This is a genomic window from Arthrobacter sp. alpha11c (genome assembly GCF_054149985.1).
The window spans coordinates 2,976,018-2,993,635 of the sequence record NZ_CP196747.1; the positions used below are offsets into that span (position 1 = coordinate 2,976,018).

A 17,618-nucleotide genomic window follows, 5' to 3' on the forward strand; every position below is an offset into this window, starting at 1 on the left:
TATGACATCGATCCCCCTGATTGGCGAGGCCGTGGCCGTCGCCGCTGAGCCCCGCTTGGCCGGTGCCAAGATCGGCGTCGTAACCTTCCCCGGCACCCTTGACGACCGCGACGCCGCCCGTGCAGTGCGGCTTGCAGGCGCTACGGCGGTGCCGCTCTGGCACGCAGACACCGAACTCGGAGATGTGGACGCAGTCATCATTCCCGGTGGTTTTTCCTACGGTGACTACCTCCGTGCAGGCGCTATTTCGCGTTTCGCGCCGCTGATGACCAAGATCATCGACGCTGCCAACTCCGAGGCCAAGCTCCCGGTTTTGGGTATTTGCAACGGTTTCCAGATCCTGACCGAGTCGCACCTGCTGCCCGGTTCCATGATCAAGAACGACCACCTGAAGTTCATCTGCCGGGACCAGGTGTTGCGTGTGGAGAACGCCAACACTGCCTGGACCCTGGACTACCAGAACGGCCAGGAAATCACTGTGCCGCTGAAGAACCAGGATGGCCAGTACATCGCTGACGAGAAGATCCTGGACGCCCTTGAGGCTGAGGGCCGCGTGGTGTTCCGCTACGTGGGCTTCAACCCGAACGGCTCCCGCCGCGACATCGCCGGCATCTCTAACGCCGCCGGTAACGTAGTGGGCCTTATGCCCCACCCCGAGCACGCGGTTGAGGTCGGTTTCGGACCTGAGTCCCTCGATGGAATCGGCGGCTCCGACACCGACGGCTTGGGTTTCTTCACCTCCGTTTTGAACAAGATTGTGGGAGGCGACAAGTGACCACGGAAACCACCAAGAAGTTCAACATCGATACTGTTGAGCACGCTGCCAAGACCCCGGACACGGAACTCCCGTGGGCCGAGCTCGGCCTGAAGCAGAACGAATTCGACGAGATCGTCAAGGTCCTTGCCCGCCGCCACCGGCGCCGAACTGGCCATGTACTCCGTCATGTGGAGCGAGCACTGCTCCTACAAGTCCTCCAAAAACCACCTTCGCCAGTTCGGCGAGAAGGTCACCGAGGAAATGAAGAAGGACATGCTGGTGGGCATCGGCGAGAACGCTGGCGTCACCAACCTTGGCGACGGCTGGGCCGTGACGTTCAAGATCGAGTCCCACAACTCGCCGTCGTTCGTTGAGCCTTACCAGGGTGCCGCTACCGGCATCGGCGGCATCGTCCGCGACATCATCTCCATGGGCGCACGCCCGGTTGCCGTGATGGACCCGCTGCGCTTCGGCGCGATCGACCACCCGGACACCGCCCGCGTCATGCACGGTGCCGTTGCCGGTATCGGTGGCTACGGCAACTGCCTCGGCCTGCCGAACATCGGTGGCGAAATGGTCTTCGACTCCGTCTACCAAGGCAACCCACTGGTAAATGCACTCGCTGTAGGCGTCATGCGCCACGAGGACATCCGCCTGGCCAACGCCTCCGGCAAGGGCAACAAGGTTGTCCTGTTCGGTGCGCGGACGGGTGGCGACGGCATCGGCGGCGCTTCGGTGCTGGCCTCGGAGTCCTTCGATGACACCAAGCCCTCCAAGCGTCCCGCCGTCCAGGTAGGCGACCCCTTCGCTGAGAAGGTCCTCATTGAGTGCTGCCTCGAGCTCTTCAAGGGCTCGCTGGTTGAAGGCATCCAGGACCTCGGCGCCGCAGGTATTTCCTGCGCCACGTCCGAGCTCGCCTCCAATGGCGACGGCGGCATGGAGGTCGAACTGACTTCCGTCCTGTTGCGCGACCCCACGCTGACCCCGGGCGAGATCCTCATGTCCGAGTCGCAGGAACGCATGATGGCCGTGGTCACCCCGGAGAACATCGAGGCTTTCGAAGCCGTGATGGACAAGTGGGCAGTGGAGTACTCCTGGCTGGGTGAGGTCACCGATACCGGTCGCCTCATCATCACCTGGGAAGGCGAAGTAATCGTCGACGTCGATCCCCGTACCGTTGCGCACGACGGCCCGGTCTATGACCGCCCGTTCGCACGCCCGGAATGGCAGGACTCGGTCCAGGCGAACTCCTTCACCGGTTCCGTTGAGGATGCCGACCGTCCTTCCGCTCCGTCGGAACTGGCTGCAGCCGTTACTGAACTGGTCGCTTCGCCGAACATGTGCAGCAAGGACTGGATCACCAACCAGTACGACCGCTACGTTGGCGGCAACACTGCCATGGCCTTCCCGGATGATGCCGGCGTGGTCCGCGTTGACGAGGAAACCGGGTTGGGCGTTGCCCTGGCCACGGACGCCAACGGCCGCTACACCTACCTTGAGCCGTACCAGGGCGCCCAGCTCGCGTTGGCAGAGGCCTACCGCAATGTGGCCACCTCTGGTGCTGTTCCGATGGCCGTCAGCGACTGCCTGAACTTCGGTTCCCCCGAGGACCCGGACGTCATGTGGCAGCTGGCCGAAGCCATCCGCGGCCTTTCGGATGCGTGCATGGAGCTTGGCATTCCCGTCACCGGCGGCAATGTCTCCCTCTACAACCAGACCGGCACCACGCCGATCCACCCCTCCCCTGTGGTGGCAGTCCTGGGCAAGCTCGACGACGTCGCCCGCCGCACGCCGTCGGGTTGGCGCGAGGATGGCCAGGCAATCTACCTGCTGGGCACCACCGCAGCAGAACTGGACGGTTCGGAATGGTCCAACCTGCGTGGACACCTCGGTGGCCTGCCGCCGAAGGTCGACCTCGCTGCTGAGCGCGCTTTGGGCGAGATCCTGATCAACGCTTCCCGTGACGGCATGGTCGACGCAGCACACGACCTCTCCGAAGGCGGCCTTGCAGCCGCATTGGTTGAGTCGTCACTGCGCTACGGCGTCGGCGCCCGCATTGCCCTTGAGGAACTCATGGAGCGCGACGGCGTTGACCTGTTCACGGCACTGTTCTCCGAGTCCCAGGCCCGCGCAATCGTCTCCGTGCCGCGCTCCGAGGAAGTCCGCTTCAAGGACATGTGCACCGCCCGCGGCTTCGCCCACCTCCGGATCGGCGTTGTTGACGCTGCCAGCGCCAAACTGGAGATCAACGGCGTGGACGAGCTGTCCTTGGACGCTCTCCGCGAAGCACACGAGGCCACCTTGCCGAAGTACTTCGGCTAAGCCTCCCCCGTTTAAAGCAACGCGGGGTCACATACAGCCCATAAATCCCCTCGGGATGGGCCGTATGTGACCCCGCGTTGCTGTTTAAGCGGGCCAGGTATGTTGCCGGGAGAGCTGGTCCGTGAATTCCGGTCCGGGAAGAGGACGGCCGAAGTAATAGCCCTGTCCGCTCGTGCAACCGATGCTTCGCAGCGCTTCGGCCTGCTCCGCCGTTTCGATCCCCTCCCAGATGCCCTCCAGTCCGCAGGAGCGGATAACCTGTTGGATCGCGGCGAGGAAGCCCAGCTGCGTACTGTCCTTGCTCAGTTCCTGGACGAATTGCCGGTCCACTTTCACACAGTCCACGGGGAGTTTTCGGAGGTATCCCATGGATGAGTAGCCCGTGCCGAAGTCGTCGATCTCCAGCCCGACGCCCAAACGGTGCAGGCTCGCCAAGGTGTAACGGTCCAGCTCGTTGTTCTGGATAATTGCACTCTCCGTGAGCTCCAAAACCAGTGACTCCGGAGGCAGACCCGTTTTGCCCAGCGCGTCCCGCACGTCATCCACGAACTCCAGGCTTTGCAGATCTGCAGCCGAGACATTGATTCGCATCGTGAAATTGTGTTGTGCAATGACAGGGTCATCCCGCCACTGACGCAGTTGCTCCACGGCCGCGCGGAGTACCCACCGGCCCAGCTCGGCGATCAGGCCGGTGGCCTCTGCAACGGGGATGAAATGGTCCGGCATGATGAGCCCACGCACAGGGTGGTTCCAGCGGACCAAGGCCTCGCTGCCCTCGATCCGGCCGGTGGCCAGCTCAACGATCGGCTGGTAGAAGAGGACCAGTTGATCCGAGCGGATGGCTTCCCGGAGCTCCCCCACAATCTGGCGCTGGAGTTGCCGGGCATGAAGCGTGGAGGGATCGAACAACTTGAGCTTGTTCCGGCCCTCGCTCTTGGACTCCTCCATCGCCATATCGGCCTCCTGGAGAAGGTCCTCGACGCTGTGGTGCGGCTCGGCAATCCGAAGGCCCATGCTGGCACCACATCGGACACTGCTGTTCCCGAGGTCGATGTTGGGTTCCAGCGCCGCAAGGATACGGTTTCCGACGGCGGCCGCCCGGTTTTGCGGCGTGGCGGGCAACAGCACGGCGAATTCGTCGCCGCCCAGGCGGGTGACGACGTCGTTCTCCCTCACCGCCGAGCGGATCCGCATCCCGACCGTGACCAGAATCTGGTCCGCGGAAGCATAGCCAGCGGACTTTTTGAGCCCCTTGAAGCCATCCAGGGTGACGAGGAGGAGTGCGGCTGGCGTTGCGCCCCCGGCAGCAGCCTCCTGCGCTTCAATGAAGGCATCCACCAAAGCCACACGGTTGCCAAGCCCCGTGAGTGCATCCGTGAAGACTTCCCGTCGCTGCTCGTGGCGTGCGTGATGGAGCTCCTCCATCAACGCGGTGATATGCCGCTCCAGTTTCCCGATCCGAGCGTCAATGTCGGCCGGGAAGGAGCGGCTGGGCTGGATTCGGCTGGGCTGGATGCCGCTGGGTTGAATTCCGCTGGGCTGGGTTGCGTTCACGCCGCTTCCATGCGCCGCAGGGTATTGTCCGCTACGGCTTTGGGTTTGGCGACGGGATTTCGGCGTTCGTCGAGGAAGAGCCGATACGAGGCGACGTCGAGCCTGCCGTCTCCTTCAACCGGAGTCCCGGCCCGGTACACGTGGGTAATCCAGGACCCTCCCAGGATGGCTTCGATCCACGCATCGCATTCTGCCAAGGGAAGGGGTACACGCGATCCGGTGTTTCGCCGATGGCCAGCGATTGAGACCGTAATGCAACTGCCCAGGAGTCCCTTATCGGCGGTGAACCATGCAAGGCCCTCGACGTCGGCCACGATGGTCAGGTTTGCGCTGTCATCGCCTACGGACTGGACGGGTTGCATCCGCACAGACCGCCGGGCCACGTTCAAGGCTGCAGGTGTTCCAGCCTGGTACGGAGCACTGGTGATGTCTTGGCGGAAGGCACTCAGTTCCTGGTTGTGCTGGATCTGGATGCGGGTGGTGAGTTCATTGATTGTCATGATCGTGCCTCGTCAGCGATAGTGGCCGCCTGGAGGCGGTCGGCTCCTACAATCCGGTTTCTTCCCTGTGCTTTCGCGCTGTACAGGGCTGCGTCTGCCACCTCGATCATGGAGGTGAGGTCTGGGGCAGCGGGGGTGCTTGCCGTGACTCCGTAACTGATGGTGGGGAAGGACACACCCTCCGGAACCTCGGTGGAAGCCATGCGGCGGCTGATCTCGGTCGCGATGCTTTGGGCCCGCTCCTGCGTGGCGCCGGGCAGGAAGAGAACAAATTCTTCCCCACCGTACCTGCCGATGAGATCCGTAGACCTGACCGAGGACGTGCAGGCCTCGGCGAAAGCCTTCAAAGCGACGTCCCCTGCACGGTGTCCGTGGGCGTCGTTGACCAGCTTGAAGTGGTCCAGGTCCGCCAGGACAACTGCAGCACCGGACTCATTGGCATGAAGTCGTTTGAGTTCGGTGGATGCCAGGTCCAGGAAGGCTCCCCGGTTGAGGAGTCCGGTCAGGTGGTCCTTGGTGGCCCGTTCCTTCAGGCCCTTGATCAGTTGGTCGCTGCTTAACGTGGTCATACTGAAGGACACCGTCACCAGCAGCACCAAGGACACCAGGCCCGAGGGCGCAGGACCAAAATAGATACGGAATGTTGCGCTCTCGGGGCCTTCCAGTGCGTAGACCACCCAACGGCCCAAGTAGTAGATCGCCAGAAGTCCGGCGGCCAGGGAGAGTGCTTTGTGCACTTGCGAGTGGGTTGCCTTGATGAACCACAAGTCACGGGCCGCCAGTGCGATGCCAAGGGTCATCATGGCCAGGTACACGAAGCCACCGGACCACACGTTGGAGCCGGGACTTTCCAGCACGGATGCCACCGCGGTGATGACAGGAGCGACGGCGAGTTGCCATGGTGCCGCTTTAAGGTCCCGCAGCGTACGGGCACCCGCCCAGACGCTGAACGCTCCGGCCACCACCAGGACGTTACCAAAAGGGTTGGCCCAGTGCTGGGCCGATGTTCCGTTCAGGAGGAACGCCGTGTTTCCCAGCATGAACAGCAGCAAAGCCAGGCTCCACCAGCCCGCATATGGTGAACGGGTGCGGCGGTACGAGGCGACGAAGAGCGCGAAGAGGGTCAAGGTGACCACTCCGAGGGCAATTCTCACCGAAAACGAGTCGAGCACCATTGTTCGCTCCTGCCGATTGGTCCCACGCCAATTTCTAACATGTCAGGGTTCCTGTCAAAGCGGAGCCTTTCCACGTGTTGACCGTACCGGGAACCTTGTAATACCCGCGGATCTCGTATGTCCAGATGCCAACGGATTGAATTCCTGACTTATAGGACTTTCCGGCATTCTTGCTGAGGTCGCCGGTGAATTCCAAAGTCCCAGAGGGGTTGTACAGCTTGATTTCGTGATAGTTCGCGCCAGGAACTTCCGCGAAGGAATTCACATCCACGGCGACCTTGGCACCATTCGCAGTACACGTCATGACCACGTCAGCGGCGGTCGGGGCAAGGAGACGCATGGCCGAGTACTGCGGGCTGGCACTCCCGGTATCAGAGAACGCGGCAAGGGCGGCGGCAGGCCCGGCCATCATGGAAACAGCGACGGCGGTTACGCCCGCGAGTGCGCGCCAGGTATGGTTCTTGCTCATGCCGCCCGCCCCCTTAGCTGCTTCCGGCCCTGCTCTGGTTCCAGTCTGATCGGGCTGGATCAACCCCGGTGCCACATTTCCTCAAGATTGGCTCAGGATTGCGGGCCGGAGACATGGCCATAATGAACCATGTGGATCGGTTGGATTGAATTCGATGTACTTCTGGGCGATGTCCATAGCCTGAAGGAGAAACGCTCGCTCGTGCGGCCCGTCATTGCTGAACTCAAACGCCGCTTCGAGGTGTCCGCCGCCGAGACCGGTTTGCAGGACCAGTATCGCCGGACCTTGCTGGGTGCGGCGCTGGTGGCGCCTGACCGCGCGCACCTCAAGGAAGTGCTCGACGCCGTTGAACGGTTCGTTGCCGCCCGGCCCGAGCTTGAGCTGCTCAGCGCAAGGCAACGCGAGCTTCACAGCGAAGATTAGGTACAGCGACGACTAGGTGTCCACAACCCGGGGGTTAGTAGCCGATGACCGCCAGCCGCGTTGAATCCAGGTGGGCATCGATCGCTTGATGTGCGGCGTCCAGGCTCCGGCTGCGCAGGGCATCGACAATCAGCTGATGCTCGCGGAGCACGTCCCCCGCACGGTCTGTCCCCTGCGTGACAGCGCGGACACCAATCCTGAGTTGCCGCTGCCGAAGGGAAGCGTAGAAATCGGCCAGGATGGGGTTTCCTCCGGCACGGACCATGAGCGTGTGGAATTCGGTGTCCAACTCAATGAACCGGGCGGGGTCGTCCTTCGCTTCGTGCTGCTGGTCGATGATGCGTTGGAAGGCGTCGATCTGCCCATCCGGCATGCTGTCCAGCGCTGAGACGGCCCACTTCTCCACCACAGAGCGGGCCTGCAGGATCGCTCGGACATCGGGGTCCGAGATTGGCGGAACGTAGGCGCCTTTGTGTGGAATCCGTTTGACGAAACCCTCGGCTTCGAGGCGCAACAGTGCCTCGCGGACCGGTGTGCGCGAGGTACCGGTGGACTTGGCGAGGACCGCCTCGTTGAGGAAGGTCTCCTCGTCCCGCGGCAAGGCAGCGATATAGCTTTTCATCCACTGATAAGCCACTTCGGGCTGTGATTGGGCAGTGGGAGTCATCTGGATCATGGAGAGCCTTTCTCGCGAAGCCCAGTATACGAGTTGCATTCAGGACGGACCGGGACGCCCTCGAAAAAACTTCTTCGTCAAATGTAGACGGGTTGTATACAACTAGTCTACAGTGTTGTTCAGTGACTCCGCTCACGCAATTGGAACCCCTCAATTTCCTGGGATCGGCTTCGCTTCACTGGAAGCCCCGCCGCTCCCAACCGCAAAAGGATCCCCACAATGACCGATTTGAAGAAAGCAGAACTGAGGCAGCAGAAGCACTCCAGCCTGCCCGTGGTCGCTGCTTCGAGCCTGGCCGGCACGGCCGTCGAATGGTACGACTTCTTTCTCTACGGCACCGCCGCCGCATTGGTTTTCAACAAGCTCTTTTTCCCAACCTCTGACCCGCTTGTGGGCACCATGCTGGCGCTGGGAACATTTGCCGCCGGCTTCCTTGCCCGTCCGCTGGGCGCTATCGTCCTGGGGCACCTGGGCGATAAGCACGGCCGTCGCGCCACCCTGGTGGCCAGCCTCATGCTCATGGGCGTAGCCACCACGCTTATTGCGTTCATCCCTTCCTATGCAGCCATCGGCATCGCAGCACCGTTGCTGCTCTTGCTGCTGCGCCTGATCCAGGGATTCGCACTGGGCGGCGAATGGGGCGGGGCCGTTCTCCTCGTCTCCGAGCACAGCAATGACAGCGCACGGCGGGCGTTCTGGGCATCCTGGCCCAACATGGGTCCGCCGCTGGGCAACCTCATGGCCGCAGGTGTACTGGCAATCCTCGCCGCCACCATGCCCGAAAGTGAGTTCATTGCCTGGGGCTGGCGCGTCGCCTTCGGGCTGTCCGCACTGCTGGTCATCATTGGCCTCGTCCTGCGTCTTTACGTTCAGGAGACTCCCCTGTTCAAGGAAGCACAGCTGAAGCGCGAGGCCGAAGCCATCAAGGAACGGAAATTGCCCCTGGCCATTCTGTTCCGCCGCAACTGGCGCCAACTGCTCATCGCCACCGGCAGCCGCATGGGTGAGAACGCAGGCTTCTACATCTACTCGCTGTTCATCATCACCTACGTCACCCAGATCATGGGCTTGCAGCGGCAGACTGGCCTCACCGCCGTCATGATCGGCCAGGGCGTCGCCGTCGTCGCTATCCCCATCCTGGCTCTCTATGCGGACAAAGTGGGTCGGAAGCCGATCATGATCGGCGCTTCGATCGCCACCGTTATCTGGGCTTTCGCGTTCTTCGCACTGCTGAACACTGGCCAGGTGTGGGGCATCATTGCCGCCGCCGTCGGTGGCCTGTTGATCTTCGCCGCCTACAGCTCCGTGATCGGTGCGTTCTTCTCCGAGCTCTTCCCCACGGATGTCCGGTACAGCGGCACCTCGGTTGCCTACAACCTCGCCTCGCTGATCGCCGGCTCGCTGTCCCCCATCATTGCCCTGGCTCTCTACAGCGCCTTTGGCACCGGCTACGCGATCGGCATCTACCTCGCAGCGATGGGCCTGATCTCCATGGTCTCGGTCATGTTCGCCAAGGAGACCAAGGGCCTGCGGCTCAGCGACCTGGACGAGCAGAAATAATCCCTCGAAACCTGAAAGTAAGGAAACAACCATGAAAGTCGCACTCGTCCAGGTGGCCAGCCCGGATTCGGAAACCCGTGAGGAGCGGATCGATCGCGTGGAAGCGATTCTTCGCGGCATCGACGGTGCCGAGCTGATCGTCCTCCCCGAACTGTGGAGTGCCGGATACTTCCACTTCGATGAGTATCAGTCCCTGGCCGAGACCCTCGCTGGCCCCACGGTGTCCATGTGCTCACGGGTGGCGGCAGAGCTTGGTGTGTACCTTCACATCGGCAGCATCATCGAGGCCGGCGAGGACGGCCGGCTCAGCAACACGTCCATCCTGCTGGGACCGGACGGGAAAATCCTGCACACGTACCGGAAGATCCACGTCTTTGGTTACAAGTCCAAGGAAGCCAGCCTCCTTACGGCGGGATCCTCCCTGCCGGTGGTGGAGCTGCCGTTCGGAGCTACGGCCGGGATCACCTGCTATGACCTCCGGTTCCCGGGATTGTGGATGGAGCTGAGCACCCGGGGCGCGGAAATCGTCATCGTCCCGGCAGCCTGGCCCGCAGCGCGACGCGAACACTGGCGACTACTCACAACGGCGAGGGCGCTGGAGCACCAGATCTTCGTCATTGCCTGCAACGCCGCAGGCAGCCAGGAAGGCGTGGAGCTCGGAGGTCACAGCCGGGTGGTGGACCCGGCCGGCAACGTACTCGCCGAAGCCGGTGCCGGGGAATCGGTGCTCATGGTGGACATCGATCCGGATCAGGTCAAGGCCGTACGCACCGAATTCCCGGTCATTGGCGATCGGCTCGCGGCCTACGACGCCCTTGCCGTTTGACCAGAGTGACCCACCACGATTTAGGCAGCATTCAAGGAGACGGAATGGAAACAACAAGGCAAGTCCCACTCACCTTCAGGGTGGTGGGCACGGACAAGACAATCACGGTCTCGGACTTCCACGCGGTAGTGGCAGGCTATACCGGCAGGGATCCCAAGGCCGTGCAGCATCACATCGACGAGCTGGCAGCCATTGGCGTAGCTCCGCCGCCGGAAGTGCCCATGTTCTACCGGATGGACTCGCACCTGTTCGATACATCAGGCGAACACGACACCAGCAACAACCTGACCTCGGGTGAAATTGAGCCTCTCTATCTTCGCCACGACGGCAAGTTCTACCTCGGCATCGGTTCCGACCACACGGACAGGGACATCGAAGCCCAGGACATCGGCGATTCCAAGAGGGCATGCCCCAAGCCCGTCGCAACCGAGGTCATCGAAGTCCCCTCACTCGAGGACCTGGACCTCGACCAGTGCACCGCCCGCTCCTGGGTGGACGGCGAACTGTACCAAGAGGGTTCGTTGGCGGGCCTGCGCAAGCCGGCGGACGTCGTCGAAAAGCTCCTGGCGCGGACGGACATCGGTGACGCCGACTTCATGTGCCTGGGTGGCACTTTGCCACTGCTGAAGGGGAAGTTCATTGACGGAACTTCCTGGAAAGTAGAGCTCTCGTTCCCCAATGGGACGAGAATCGAACACAACTACAAAATCAAGAAAGGCTCACTTCGATGAGAACCGGAAAGCAATACCTGAAGTCCCTGAACGATGGCCGGACGGTGATCCTCGATGGCGAGGTAGTTGGCAACGTCCTGGAACACCCGGCGTTCGCGAAGGTTGCCCAGACCATGGCTGAGCTGTTCGACATCGCAGCCGATCCCAGCAACGGCATGCAGTTCCACTCGGAAGAGATTAATGGACCCGCGAACCGCACCTTCGCTGCTCCGCGCACCCAGGAAGAGCTGGTCCTCCGTCGCCACGCCATTGAAAAGTGGGCCAAGCACACCCATGGCTGGGTTGGCCGCAGCCCCGACCACGTGGGTACCTTCTTCGCCGCCTTCGGCTCCCACGCGGACGTGTTCAAGAATGACGAGCGCGACTTCGCCGGCAACGTGGAGCGGTACTACAAGAAGATCCTGTCCGAAAACCTGTACCTTTCCTACGCGATCATTCCGCCGCAGGTCTCCCGCGCAACCACGGCGTCCGGTTGGGAAGGCGAATACTTGCAGGTCGGCGTCGTGCGTGAAACCGAGGAAGGCATCATCGTCCGCGGTTCGCAGATGCTTGCCACCGGCGCAGCGATTGCAGACGAAGTGTTCGTCACCTGCATCAAACCGCTGGGTCCGGATGACGTGGACTTTGCCGTCAGCTTCGCCGTTCCCGTGGCGACTGACGGGTTGAAGCTGTACTGCCGCCGTCCGTTCGCGCCGGCAGCCACCAGCGACTTCGACTACCCGCTGACCAGCCACTACGACGAGCCAGACGCACTTGTGGTGTTCGATGACGTGCTCATCCCCTGGGACCGCGTATTCATCAACCGGAACATCGATACCCTCCGGCGCCAGTTCTTCGATACCGGTGCCCACGCATTGGGAAACTGGCAGGCCCAGATCCGGTTCTCCACCAAGCTGAAGTTCATTGCTTCTGTTGCCCGCAAGGTCACCCAGGTGAACGGCACTGACAAGATCCCCGGAGTCCAGGAGAAGCTTGGCGAGCTCGCCGCGATCGTCCAGTCTGTTGAATCGGCAGTTCTTGCGGCCGAATACACAGCAACGGTTGACGACGCCGGCATGGTGGTTCCCGGGAAGAGCGCCCTTTACGGGGCCATGGGTCTTCAATCCGAGACATACCCGCGGGTGATTTCGATCCTTCGTGACCTGGTTGGTGGTGGCGTGCTGCAGCTGCCTTCCAGCGTTGCCGACATGACCAGCAGTGTGACCCGTCCGGACATGGAACGCTACGTGCAGTCCCCCGGTGTTGCCAGCGAAGAGCGCGTGAAGCTGTTCAAGTTGGCTTGGGACATCATCGGCTCCGAATTCGCCGGCCGCCACCAGCAGTACGAAATGTTTTACGCGGGCGCCCCGTTCGTGGTCCGCGGAGCCTACACCTACCGGAACTACGGCTACGACTCCCTGGTGGCTGAGCTGGACAAGTACCTTGGTTCCTACAGCATCAACGGCCCAGTGGACGGCAGCGTCAACGGCACGGAAGGAGAATAGCCATGGCAAAGCCCGAATTCGAGTTCACCCCCACCTCATCGGTGGACTTCGCACCCTGCAACCCGCACATTGAGGGCTTGTCCGAGGCCATCCTTGCCCGGGATTCAGACAATGACAGCGTCACGCGCATCCTCAAGTTCGAGCCGGGCACCGATACCTCGCCCAACGGCGTCCTGACGCACGATTTCTGGGAAGAAGTGTTCATCTTCGAGGGCTCGTTCGTGGACCAGCGCCTGGGCAGGACCTTCCAAGCCGGCGACTGGGCCACCCGTCCGCCGGGCATGGAACACGGTCCATGGGTTTCCGAAACGGGGGCCAAGATGTTCGAGGTCCGGTATTACACGGATTCCGTACAAGGCGAGCGGAGCAACTGACATGAGCCTCGCACCGCTCTTCACTGTCCCCGACGCCATGGGAATGCGCCGCGCAATGGGCCGCTTCCTCACCGGCGTCGCCGTGGTCACCACCAAGCACCAGGATGAACTGTACGGGATGACCATCAGCTCGCTGACCTCCATCAGCCTGGAACCGCCCATCCTCATGATCTCGCTGAACTTCGGGACGCGGACCGGTGAGGCGTTGATCGAGAGTGGCAAGTTCGCCGTGTCCATACTTGGGGCCAAGCAGGAGTCGATGGCCCGACGCTTTGCGGTGCGAGGCGGCGACCGTTTCGGCGACGGCGAATTCGACATGACCGAGAATGGACTTCCTGTCATCAAGGGAGCCCTCGCCCAGGCTGATTGCACCGTTGTGCAGCAGTACGACGTCGGAGATCACCAGGTCTTCTTCGGCCAGGTCACCACGTGCCGGGACCGGGACGGCGAGGTGCTCGCGTTCAAGGCCGGCCGCTTCGGCTCGTTCTCCGACTTCGGCCACGCGGAGATCCCCTGGAGGTTCTAACTCCTCTTAAAGCAACGCGGGGTCACCTACGGCCCATAAATCCCCTTGGGATGGGCCGTAGGTGACCCCGCGTTGCGTTTACTTCGAGGTGCCCTGCGAGACCGAACCCTGCAGCTGACGCTGGAAGATGACGTAGACGATCAGGACCGGAACCACCGTGACAGTGACTGCCGCGAAGAGTGCTCCGAAGTCCACGGCGTACCCCATCTGTCCAGCGAAGGCCGCGAGGCCCTGGGAAAGAACGCGCGGCCCGGCAGCGTTGATGGATACAGGGATGAGGAACTGGTTCCACAGGCCCAGGAAGTTGAAGATGGCAACCGAGGCGAGGCCCGGCTTGGCCATCGGCAGCATGACCTGGAAGAACGTCCGCCACTCCCCTGCGCCGTCGAGTGCTGCCGCTTCAGTAATTTCATGCGGCAGCGACTTGAAGAAGGAGAACAGGAAGAAGACTGTGAACGGCAGCGCGAACCCCACGTACACGATGATCAGGCCCGGCAGGGTGTTCAGCAGTCCGATGTTCTTCAGCACGAAGAACAGCGGGACCATGGCGAGGAAGATCGGGAACGTCAGGCCAGCCAGCATGAGGTAGTAGATCGCCCGGCTGCCCGGGAACGTGTACCTCGCCAGGACGTAGGCGCACATTGCACCGAGCACCATGACGATCACCAGTGCCGAACCCACCACAACGACTGAGTTCAGGAAGTAGTTGCCGATCCCGGCCTCACTCCAGGCCTTCACGTAGTTGTCGAACCGCCACTGCGAGGGCAAAGCGAACGGCGAGGCAAAGATCTCGCTTGATGTTTTGAAGGACGACATGAACGTCCACAACAACGGCAGGATCACGATGAGCGACCAAATGGTCAGTGCCGTGTGGGAAATTGCCCCCACCAATTTGTCCCCGGGCGTAGTGGCGGGTTTGCGCGGCTGGAAATGCAGCGACTTCATTTCAGGGGTTGAGACTTTTGTTGTCATTAGATGCTCACGTCCTTGTCGCCACCAGTGAGCCGGTTAATAACGAACACCAGGCCGGAGAAGATCAGGGTGGCCACAGCGAGGACAACGCCCATGGCGCTGGCCAGGCCGAATTGCCCCTTGCTGAAAGCTGTGAAGAACAACTGCTGTGCCATCACGAGCGTCGAGTTGTCGGGACCACCGCCGGAGTTCAGTGCCGCCATGTAAACGAACGCATCGAGCGCCAGGATACCCATGTAGATGTAGGCGGTCTGGATGTTGTCCCTGATCAGCGGGATGGTAATGGATACCGCGGTACGGAGCCTTCCCGCGCCGTCGATCCTTGCCGCTTCGAACAGCTCAGCAGGAATGCCCTTAATGCCGGCCACGAAAAGGACCATGTAGAAGCCAACGAAGCCCCACACAATCACGAACATGGTGGCAATCATGGCCGTGTTTTTATCGCCGAGCCACGCGAAGCTCTTGAACTGGTCCAGGCCCATGCCGGTCAGGATCCCGTTGAGCAGGCCGCCGGACGGATCATAGATCTGGCCCCACATGATGCCGATCGCGATGGCAGGAATGGTGTACGGGAAGAACGAAACAACACGGTAGAAGCTGGAATTGCGCAGGCCCTTGATCTGGCCCTTGCTGCTCCCGCCAACGGTCACCATTGTGGCGAGCACCAGGCTCAGGATGATGGTGACGATTGGCAGCACGATGACCAGGAGGATGTTGTTCCCCATCGCCTTCATGAAGATGTCGTCCGAGAAGATCCTGGCGTAGTTCTCAAAGCCGATGAAGTTCTGTGTAGGCGAAAAACCCGACCAGTCCGTCAAGGAATATCCGAAGGCCTGGATGAACGGCCAGATCACGAACAAGAGATAGATCGCCAGCGGCAGGCCAAGGAACACCGCGAAGAAGCTGACCTTGTCCCACGTCAGCGGCTTGCGCCGGCGCCTCACCACAACCGGTGGGGCCATGGCCGGAACGACGGCGGCCAGGCCGTCGTCGTTCCGGCCCTGCTTGGTTTTCACTACCGTCACTTCACTTCAATCTTCTTGACCGAGCTGTCGTTGCGGACCTTGTCGGTGATGTTCTGCAGGGCCGAGGTCAGCGTCGGGACGTCCGACTTGCCATCGAGGAAGGTGTTCCAGACGACGAGCTGGTCCTTGTTGGTGCCGTAAAGGTCGATGAAGTTCCAGGTGTAGATGTTCTCGCCTGCATCGCTGAGCAGCTTTGTCTGCGAGACCAAGGCCGTGGAACCGAAGCCATCGGCCGGGACGGTGTCCTTGACGATTGTGGGAGCAAGCTTGGTCTTGGCGAAGTTGGTAGCAGCTTCCTTGGAGAGCATGACGCGGAGCAGTTCCTTGCCGCCGGCAACGTTCTTGCCTTGGGAGGGAACCACGTAAGGCTCGCCGGCTGCACTGTGCAGCGAGGCGTACGGCTTTTTGGGGCTCGCACTCACTGAAGGCACCGGCGCGCCCGTCATCTTGAAGTCCGCCTTGGTCTGGTCCTTCATCTCGTTTTCGATCCACGAACCGGACGGGTAGAACACTGCTTCCTGGGCGTTGCTCCACTGGGCCTGAGCTGCCGTGAACTGGGTTCCGGAACCGCCGGGCTTGAAGTAGCCCGCCTTGACGATCTTGTCCAAAGCCGTGAAGACGGACTGGATGGCCGGGTGCGACCAGCAGTCTGCCTTGAGGTTCTCCAAGGCCAACCGGACGTCGTCGCCACCTTCCTTGATAGCGGAAGCGATCGCCATCTCCTGGTAATACGTGGCAGCTTCCTTGCCCCAGAGGAACAGGTACTTGCCCTTGGCCTTGGCCTGCTCGCCTAGCGCGTACATTTCGTCCCAGGTCTTGGGAACAGTCCAGCCGTTTGCCTTGAGCAGGGAGTCCGAGTACCACATGGCGTAAACGGTGAGCACATAGTTCAGGGCGGCAAGCTTGCCCTCGAATGTCCCGGGAGCGAGCACGCCGGTGTACAGGGTGTCCTTAATAACCTTGCCCTCCAGGTTCTTGGCCTCCACCACGCTGGTGAGGTCCTCGAGCTGGGCCAGAATGGTACTGAAGCCAATGGCCTTGGCCCCGGAGTTGTCGATCAGGTCCGGCGGGTTGCCACCGACGAAGCGCGGCTGGAGCTCCTGCGCGATATCCGTGGACGGGGCAATCTTGGCAGTGGAACCGGAGTGGGCCTTTTCGAAGGCCTTGCCGGCGAAATCGACGTAGTCGATGCCATAGCCGCCCTTGAAGATCACGGCGTCGACGGTGGACTTGTCCGCCATGCCAAAGGGGTTGGTGTCGGAGACAGCGCCCGTGGGCCCGGCAGTGGTTCCGCCACCACCTGCTGCACAGGACGCAATGGATCCCCCCATGGGGACGAGCACCGCAGCTGCGAGTGCCCCGCGGAGGAATCCGCGGCGGCCAAGGGACTGGTGCTGAACGTTCATTTTCGTAACCCTCCAGTGACTCGTAATGTCGACTGTTGCGGCAGGCGGCCGGAAAGTCGGACAGTCTGGGTTGGCCACTCTGCAGCGCCAACCTTCGTGTGACATACTTCACCACGAATGATCGAAAATCAATATTTCTCGGTAGTTTCGATCAACATTTGTCAAAGCGTGATCTTTCTATGGACCTTCCGCAAGGGCTTTTCCACACTCGGTAATCGCTTCCCGCGCGAGCAGCTTTTGCCGCTCAGTTCCCAGTCGTTCCGCCCATTGTTCGGCCAATTGGAACTCCACCATGGCCTCGGTGAAGCGTCCGCTACCGTGCAGAAACCACCCGAGGCTTGCGTGCAAAACAATCATCCATCGCTTGGTTCGCTCATGATGGGCCGTGGAGGCGTATTCGAGGGCGCTGCGCATCCAGGCTTCGGCGTGGGCGGCGTCCGAAATGGAGAGCATGTGCAGTGCATCCACGGCCAGGAATTCCTCACCAAGGTGGTCAGCCAGCTCCGCCGCCTGCTCCAGGAGCGGCACCGCCATCGCAGCGTGCCCGCCGGCGTTCAAAACCCGGCCGCGCTCCAGGAGGACGCGCACGCCCACGGTGGGTTCGTCGCCGTCGATGCCGTCAAGGAGCGCATCGGCTTCATCCAGCCGGCCCTGCAAACCGATGGCCCGCCCAAGCTGGGTTGCCAGCTCAGCCCGCTCATCGGCGTCGTAGATTTCCTCCAGCATTGCTGCACGAAACCTGGCTTCGGACGCTGCCGGATCGCCAAAGTTCCATAGGTGGTCCAAAGTTCCCTGATCCAGCATCAACCCGCTCCTGACCAGCCCTCAGCTGCGCCCG

Annotated in this window: 17 protein-coding genes and 1 pseudogene; 9 read left to right on the plus strand and 9 right to left on the minus strand. The window is 61.7% G+C overall.

Annotated elements, in window-relative coordinates:
• Position 1: 1 nt before the first annotated feature.
• Complete coding sequence (gene purQ / locus ACTAQJ_RS13485) at positions 2 to 775, plus strand: phosphoribosylformylglycinamidine synthase subunit PurQ (RefSeq protein WP_498696796.1); 774 nt, start codon at positions 2 to 4, stop codon at positions 773 to 775.
• Positions 772 to 3,079: pseudogene (purL, locus tag ACTAQJ_RS13490) on the plus strand (phosphoribosylformylglycinamidine synthase subunit PurL). The gene purQ and the pseudogene purL overlap by 4 nt, the downstream one beginning before the upstream one ends.
• 84 nt (positions 3,080 to 3,163) lie before the next feature.
• Here the strand turns inward: purL and ACTAQJ_RS13495 are convergent.
• The 4 genes from ACTAQJ_RS13495 to ACTAQJ_RS13510 are packed head-to-tail and all read right to left on the minus strand — an operon-like array spanning position 3,164 to position 6,777.
• On the minus strand, positions 3,164 to 4,633 hold the full coding sequence (locus ACTAQJ_RS13495) for a putative bifunctional diguanylate cyclase/phosphodiesterase (RefSeq protein ID WP_498696800.1): 1,470 nt from the start codon (positions 4,631 to 4,633) through the stop codon (positions 3,164 to 3,166).
• On the minus strand, positions 4,630 to 5,133 hold the full coding sequence (locus tag ACTAQJ_RS13500; protein ID WP_498696802.1) for a hypothetical protein: 504 nt from the start codon (positions 5,131 to 5,133) through the stop codon (positions 4,630 to 4,632). The genes ACTAQJ_RS13495 and ACTAQJ_RS13500 overlap by 4 nt, the downstream gene beginning before the upstream one ends.
• Positions 5,130 to 6,308, minus strand: a complete 1,179-nt coding sequence (locus tag ACTAQJ_RS13505; protein WP_498696804.1) for a GGDEF domain-containing protein — start codon at positions 6,306 to 6,308, stop codon at positions 5,130 to 5,132. The genes ACTAQJ_RS13500 and ACTAQJ_RS13505 overlap by 4 nt, the downstream gene beginning before the upstream one ends.
• Positions 6,309 to 6,342: 34 nt before the next feature.
• On the minus strand, positions 6,343 to 6,777 hold the full coding sequence (locus tag ACTAQJ_RS13510; protein WP_498696806.1) for a SipW-dependent-type signal peptide-containing protein: 435 nt from the start codon (positions 6,775 to 6,777) through the stop codon (positions 6,343 to 6,345).
• Between the two features lie 129 nt (positions 6,778 to 6,906).
• Between ACTAQJ_RS13510 and ACTAQJ_RS13515 the strand changes: the two genes are divergently transcribed.
• Positions 6,907 to 7,200 (plus strand): DUF503 domain-containing protein, encoded by a 294-nt coding sequence (locus ACTAQJ_RS13515; RefSeq protein ID WP_224094124.1) that lies wholly within the window; start codon positions 6,907 to 6,909, stop codon positions 7,198 to 7,200.
• A 34-nt stretch (positions 7,201 to 7,234) separates the two neighbouring features.
• Here ACTAQJ_RS13515 and ACTAQJ_RS13520 read toward each other — a convergent pair whose 3' ends face one another.
• The gene (locus ACTAQJ_RS13520; protein ID WP_442004201.1) at positions 7,235 to 7,876 is read right to left on the minus strand and encodes a GntR family transcriptional regulator; all 642 of its coding nucleotides are present in this window, start codon (positions 7,874 to 7,876) and stop codon (positions 7,235 to 7,237) included.
• 219 nt (positions 7,877 to 8,095) lie between these two features.
• On the opposite strand from ACTAQJ_RS13520, the gene ACTAQJ_RS13525 reads away from it, so the two are divergent.
• From ACTAQJ_RS13525 to ACTAQJ_RS13550, 6 genes are read left to right on the plus strand one after another with little or no spacing between them, the layout of a single operon-like run.
• The gene (locus ACTAQJ_RS13525; RefSeq protein WP_477514517.1) at positions 8,096 to 9,436 is read left to right on the plus strand and encodes an MFS transporter; all 1,341 of its coding nucleotides are present in this window, start codon (positions 8,096 to 8,098) and stop codon (positions 9,434 to 9,436) included.
• Positions 9,437 to 9,467: 31 nt separating this feature from the next.
• Positions 9,468 to 10,262: a carbon-nitrogen family hydrolase gene (locus ACTAQJ_RS13530; RefSeq protein ID WP_498696811.1), complete on the plus strand. Its 795-nt coding sequence runs from the start codon at positions 9,468 to 9,470 to the stop codon at positions 10,260 to 10,262.
• 44 nt (positions 10,263 to 10,306) lie between these two features.
• Positions 10,307 to 10,993, plus strand: coding sequence for a DUF2848 family protein (locus tag ACTAQJ_RS13535; protein WP_498696813.1), 687 nt, complete (start codon positions 10,307 to 10,309; stop codon positions 10,991 to 10,993).
• Positions 10,990 to 12,477: a 4-hydroxyphenylacetate 3-hydroxylase family protein gene (locus ACTAQJ_RS13540; protein ID WP_498696815.1), complete on the plus strand. Its 1,488-nt coding sequence runs from the start codon at positions 10,990 to 10,992 to the stop codon at positions 12,475 to 12,477. Before ACTAQJ_RS13535 ends, ACTAQJ_RS13540 begins: the two co-directional genes overlap by 4 nt.
• Positions 12,478 to 12,479: 2 nt before the next feature.
• Entirely contained in the window at positions 12,480 to 12,851 is a 372-nt protein-coding gene (locus ACTAQJ_RS13545; protein ID WP_498696817.1) for a cupin domain-containing protein, read from the plus strand.
• 1 nt (position 12,852) lies between these two features.
• Positions 12,853 to 13,377, plus strand: coding sequence for a flavin reductase family protein (locus ACTAQJ_RS13550; RefSeq protein ID WP_498696818.1), 525 nt, complete (start codon positions 12,853 to 12,855; stop codon positions 13,375 to 13,377).
• A gap of 78 nt (positions 13,378 to 13,455) precedes the next feature.
• On the opposite strand, the gene ACTAQJ_RS13555 is transcribed toward ACTAQJ_RS13550, so the two are convergent.
• The 4 genes from ACTAQJ_RS13555 to ACTAQJ_RS13570 form a co-directional block, all read right to left on the minus strand.
• Entirely contained in the window at positions 13,456 to 14,349 is an 894-nt protein-coding gene (locus ACTAQJ_RS13555; RefSeq protein ID WP_477514522.1) for a carbohydrate ABC transporter permease, read from the minus strand.
• Complete coding sequence (locus tag ACTAQJ_RS13560; protein ID WP_498696822.1) at positions 14,349 to 15,374, minus strand: carbohydrate ABC transporter permease; 1,026 nt, start codon at positions 15,372 to 15,374, stop codon at positions 14,349 to 14,351. The genes ACTAQJ_RS13555 and ACTAQJ_RS13560 overlap by 1 nt, the downstream gene beginning before the upstream one ends.
• Positions 15,371 to 16,780: an N-acetylglucosamine/diacetylchitobiose ABC transporter substrate-binding protein gene (gene ngcE, locus ACTAQJ_RS13565; RefSeq protein WP_498696824.1), complete on the minus strand. Its 1,410-nt coding sequence runs from the start codon at positions 16,778 to 16,780 to the stop codon at positions 15,371 to 15,373. The genes ACTAQJ_RS13560 and ngcE overlap by 4 nt, the downstream gene beginning before the upstream one ends.
• A 177-nt stretch (positions 16,781 to 16,957) precedes the next feature.
• Entirely contained in the window at positions 16,958 to 17,584 is a 627-nt protein-coding gene (locus tag ACTAQJ_RS13570) for a hypothetical protein (protein ID WP_498696826.1), read from the minus strand.
• Between the last annotated feature and the right edge of the window lie 34 nt (positions 17,585 to 17,618).